Origin of the sequence: Agromyces binzhouensis (assembly GCF_004135055.1) — a bacterium.
Lineage (GTDB): Bacteria > Actinomycetota > Actinomycetes > Actinomycetales > Microbacteriaceae > Agromyces > Agromyces binzhouensis.
Genome location: NZ_SDPL01000240.1, coordinates 1 through 4,682, shown reverse-complemented (window position 1 = coordinate 4,682; position 4,682 = coordinate 1). Strand labels below are relative to the sequence as shown.

The following is a 4,682-nucleotide window of genomic DNA, read 5'->3' as shown; positions in this document are numbered from 1 at the left end:
GTCACGCACGTCCGGGCCCGCGCGGCTGGAGCGCGCGCATGAGCCGCGAGGAGCGCATCGTCGGCGAGACGCGCGTGCGTCGCCTCGCGTCGGTGATCGGCCTGCCCGCGGCGAACCGCGCGGAGTACGCGCGCCTGCACGCCGCCGTCTGGCCGAAGGTGCTGGAGCGCCTGGCGCTCAGCAACATCCGCAACTACTCGATCTTCCGCCACGGCGAGGTGCTCTTCGCCTACATGGAGTACGTCGGCGACGACCTCGAGGCCGACATGGCCGCGATCGCGGCCGATCCCACGACGCAGGAGTGGTGGTCGGTCTGCGAACCGCTGCAGCGGCCGTTCGCGGAGCGCGCGGAGGGCGAGTGGTGGATGGAGATCCCGGAGATCTTCCACCTGGACTGAGGGTCGGCCGGATGCCGCAGGCCGACGCCCGCGGCATCCGCTGCCTCATCCCGTCGCGGTCACGCCGGCCAGTTGCTCCGCGCCCAGGCGACGAGCGAGTTGAGTGCACCACCGCCGGCGCCGACGTTGGTGTCCTCGATGGTCCACCAGAGGAAGGTGGTCTTCGAGCCGCCGCTGTGCGTCGCGATGGCGTAGGGAAGTCCGCTCCAGAACCCGAACACGGGTCCGCCGGAGTTGCCCGGCGTCGAATCGGCCTCGTACTCGACCTCCTCGGCCGAGCCGCTGCCGTCGTCGTCGAGCACCGGCCACCACATCTGGCGCGACGGGCGGTTGCCGCCGGCCACAGCGCCGGGGTATCCGGCGAGGGTCCAGTAGTTCCCGCCCTCCCAGGCGCTGTTGTAGTCCTTCGTGCCGAAGTAGCCGTAGTTGACGCCGAGCGGCGTGTAGAGGCGCAGCACCGCCATGTCCCAGGCGGACACCGTGTCGTCGGTGTCGTAGCCGTAGTAGTCCGACACGTAGGAGCTCACCCCACGGCCGAGCGTGGAGACGCCGTCGTAGTACGCCGGGACGAACTGCATGGCCCAGTTGCCGGAGCCCCACGGGCACATGTGTCCGGCGGTCAGGACCGTGCGATCGCCGATGAGGACGCCCGAGCCGGACCACGCCGGGTACGGCGAGCCCCAGTCGTCCCACACGTACACCTTGCCGACGCACGTCCACGGGTAGCCGCCGGGGTAGTACACCTGGCGGTCGTCGGCACCGAAGACGCCGTAGTGCGGTTCGAGGATCGTCCCGTCGAGCCGACGGAGCACGGTGGTCCGCGGTGCGGACACCTTCGCGTGCGGCTCGTAGTCGACCCAGGCGGGGCGGGATGCCGCGAGCTCGCCGGCCTCGTCGAGTTCTCGCACCGCGGCCTTGCCGACCTCGTCGACCGAGAGCCGCCCCGACGTGCGGCCGGGCATCACGAGCCCGGTTCCCTCCGGCAGCTTCACCTGCCATCGGTCGCCGTCGTAGCGCACCGGCTCGACGGACCTGAAGTCGAACTTCTCCCGCGTGGTGATCGAGAGCGTCCGACCCTCCACTTGCGCCGCCAGCTCCTTCGGCATGCGTTCGCCGCTGCGCTCGTTGTCGAGTCGTACGAACTCGTCGGCGCCGGCGGGCGGCTCCTGCGCGAGGGCGTTCGCTGATGTGCGTTCTTCCATGGGTCTCACCTCCGGGCATCCGGGGTGCGTTCCCCGGATGCAGGCGAGGACGGCTCCTCGTCGGCGGCGCGCCGCGGGGCCATCTCGGTTCCGCGACGTCGTCGCGGAACCGCCCTTCCGAAGACGACGATGCCGCCGCCCGGTGATGGCGTCATCAGGGGACGCCCTCGGCCGGGTCGGGGTGGCCACGTAGGCTCGAGCCATGGCGACGAGCAACCGGCCGGGCAAGGTCGTCAGCTGCCCCGCCTGCGGCACCCGCAATCGCATCCCGTTCACCGGCCGCGGTCGCGTGCGCTGCTCGAACTGCCATGCCGACCTGCCGTGGCTGGTCGAGGCCGACGACCTGAGCTTCGACGAGGCCGTCGCCGGCCGCATGCTCGTGCTCGTCGACGTCTGGGCGGTGTGGTGCGGCCCGTGCCGTGCGATCGCTCCCGTCGTCGAGCAGCTCTCGCGCGAGCTCGCCGGGCGCCTGAAGGTCGTCAAGGTCGACGCGGACCGGTCGCCGGTCGTGTCGAGCCGTCACGCAGTGACCGCGATCCCCACCCTGCTGCTCTACCGCGACGGCGCCGAGGTCGGTCGGCAGGTCGGCGCGGTGCCCGCGGCGCAGCTGCGCGCGTGGGTCGAGTCGGCGCTGCCGTCGAGTTGACCACGGGCGGGCCGGGAGGCCGCCGACGCACGTCGTCACGTCCCGGGTCTTGACGTCGCGTGGCCGTCGGAGTAGCTTGTCCATGAAATCGGTCGATCGACCGAACGAAACGAGGGGGAAGGCGAGATGCCGACCAACACGACCGTCGCCAGCATCCTGGACGCGACCCGCCGACTGGTCGTCGACCAGGGATACGCGGCGCTCTCGACGCGCAAGGTCGCCGACCTCGCGGGCGTGCCGCTGTCGCAGATCCACTACCACTTCGGCTCCAAGGAACTGCTCGTGCTGAGCATGCTCGACGCCGAGAACGCGCAGCTGCTCGAGCGTCAGGGGGCCATGTACGCCGAGGACGAGCCACTGTCGCAGCAGTGGGCGACCGCGTGCGACTACCTCGACGACGACCTCGCCTCCGGGTACGTGCGCGTGCTGCTCGAGATGATGGCCGCCGGCCTGTCCAACGACCTCATCGGCGAGCGCGTGCACGACATCATCCACGGCTGGTCCGAGGTGCTCACCACCGCTGCCCGCCGGCACGCCGACCAGGGCTTCTCGTTCGGGCCGCTCAGCATCGAGGAGGTCGTCGCGCTGACCTCGGCGGCGTTCGTCGGGGCCGAGCTCCTGATCCTCTCCGGCCACGAGGAGGACCTCCCGCTGCGCCCCGCCCTGCGCGCGATCGGCACCCTCATCGAGGCCGGCGAGCGCGCCATGGCTCGCCAGGTGGCGTGATGGAGGTCGCCACGCCCACGCTCGAGGGCGACATCGAGCGCGCCGGTGCGTCGATCCACTACGAGGTCTACGGCGACGACGGGCCGACGATCCTGCTGCTGCCCACGTGGGAGCTCGTGCACGAGCGCGTCTGGAAGATGCAGGTCCCCTACCTCGCACGGCACTTCCGCGTGGTCGTCTACGACGCGGTCGGCGCCGGCAACTCGTCCCGCCCGCTCGACCCCGCTCGCTACACGTTCGGCCACCGGGTGGCCGACGCGATCGCCGTCCTCGATGCCACCGGGACGGATGCCGCGGTGGTCGTCGGCTACTCGATGGGCGGCGAGATCGCGATCAACCTCGTGGCGATGCACCCGCAGCGGGTCCTCGGGATCGTCTCGATCTCGGGCCACCACCCGTGGGTCGTGCCGCTGTCGGAGCGGACCCCTGATGTGCCGTACGACCCCGTGGCGAACCCCGAGCCCGAGGGCTGGGGGAAGTTCGACTTCGACTACTGGCAGCGCGACTGGCCCGACTTCGTCGAGTTCTTCATGTCGCAGGTCGCCTCCGACCCGCACTCGACGAAGGCCTGGGACGACCTCGTCGAGTGGGGGCTCGACCAGCGGCCCGACGTGCTCGCCTGGTCGATCACCGACGACTACGACGAACTCACCGTCGAGGAGCTCCGGCGCCGCCTCGAGACGCTCGAGGTCCCGACCCTGCTCATCCACGGCACCGAGGACCACATCACCTCGTTCGCCTCCTCCCGGGTCATGCAGGAGATCATCCGCGGCGCCGAGCTCCTGGCCGTCGAGGGCTCCGGGCACGCGCCGCAGGTGCGCTACCCGGTCCGAGTGAACCACGCGATCCGCGCATTCGCCGACCGCATCTTCGGCACGACCCGGCTCGACGGCACCTGGTGGGTGGGTCCCGGCCGCGCGCAGTCGGTGCTCTACCTCTCCTCGCCGATCGGACTCGGCCACGCCCGCCGCGACCTCGCGATCGCGCAGGAGCTGCGGGCGCTGCATCCGGACGTGCGGATCGACTGGCTGGCCCAGGACCCGGTGACGCGGGTGCTCGCGGTCGCGAAGGAACGCCTCCACCCGGCATCCGCCGCCCTCGCCAGCGAGTCCTCGCACATCGAGCACGAGAGCGGCGACCACGACCTGGCGGTGTTCCAGTCGCTCCGGAACATGGACGAGATCCTCCTGCACAACTTCATGGTGTTCGAGGAGGTCGTCGCCGCAGGGGAGTACGACCTCGTCATCGCCGACGAGTCGTGGGAGGTCGACCACTACCTGTTCGAGAACCCGAACCTCAAGCGCGGGGCGCTCGCCTGGATGACCGACTTCGTCGGCTACCTGCCCATGCCCTCGCGCGGGCCGCGCGAGGCGGCGGTGGCCGCCGACTACAACCTCGAGATGATCGAGCACGTCGAGCGCTTCGGTCGCATCCGCGACGCCGCGGTGTTCGTCGGCACCGCCGACGACATCGTGCCCGACGCGTTCGGCCCCGGCCTGCCGAGGATCCGCGACTGGACGGAGGAGCACTTCGACTTCTCGGGGTACATCACCGGGTTCGACCCGGCGGCGCTCGGCGAGAAGGCCGAACTGCGGGAACGGCTCGGCTACCGCGACGACGAGCGCGTCGTCATCGCCGCGGTCGGCGGGTCGGGCGTCGGCGCCTCGCTGCTGCGGCGCATCGTGGCCGGCGCGGGGGCGGCGCACCGCG

5 protein-coding genes are annotated in these 4,682 nt (G+C 71.1%); 4 read left to right on the top strand and 1 reads right to left on the bottom strand.

What is annotated here, in order from left to right:
- A partial coding sequence (locus tag ESO86_RS11650) for an L-rhamnose mutarotase (protein WP_242492331.1) occupies positions 1 to 398 on the top strand: 398 nt, incomplete at its 5' end.
- A 59-nt stretch (positions 399 to 457) separates the two neighbouring features.
- Here the strand turns inward: ESO86_RS11650 and ESO86_RS11645 are convergent.
- Positions 458 to 1,600: a trypsin-like serine peptidase gene (locus ESO86_RS11645; protein ID WP_129235180.1), complete on the bottom strand. Its 1,143-nt coding sequence runs from the start codon at positions 1,598 to 1,600 to the stop codon at positions 458 to 460.
- A 202-nt stretch (positions 1,601 to 1,802) separates the two neighbouring features.
- Here ESO86_RS11645 and trxA point away from each other — a divergent pair, with 202 nt between their 5' ends.
- The 3 genes from trxA to ESO86_RS11630 all read left to right on the top strand — a co-directional run.
- Positions 1,803 to 2,246, top strand: coding sequence for a thioredoxin (gene trxA, locus ESO86_RS11640; protein ID WP_129235178.1), 444 nt, complete (start codon positions 1,803 to 1,805; stop codon positions 2,244 to 2,246).
- A 126-nt stretch (positions 2,247 to 2,372) separates the two neighbouring features.
- Positions 2,373 to 2,972: a TetR/AcrR family transcriptional regulator gene (locus ESO86_RS11635; protein ID WP_129235175.1), complete on the top strand. Its 600-nt coding sequence runs from the start codon at positions 2,373 to 2,375 to the stop codon at positions 2,970 to 2,972.
- A partial coding sequence (locus ESO86_RS11630) for an alpha/beta fold hydrolase (protein ID WP_165307709.1) occupies positions 2,972 to 4,682 on the top strand: 1,711 nt, incomplete at its 3' end. The genes ESO86_RS11635 and ESO86_RS11630, both read left to right, overlap by 1 nt.

What these genes read in the sequence shown, in the direction of transcription:
- ESO86_RS11645 (WP_129235180.1), bottom strand. Translation starts at nt 1,600, where the DNA reads ATGGAAGAACGCACATCAGCGAACGCCCTCGCGCAGGAGCCGCCCGCC.
- trxA (WP_129235178.1), top strand. Translation starts at nt 1,803, where the DNA reads ATGGCGACGAGCAACCGGCCGGGCAAGGTCGTCAGCTGCCCCGCCTGC.
- ESO86_RS11635 (WP_129235175.1), top strand. Translation starts at nt 2,373, where the DNA reads ATGCCGACCAACACGACCGTCGCCAGCATCCTGGACGCGACCCGCCGA.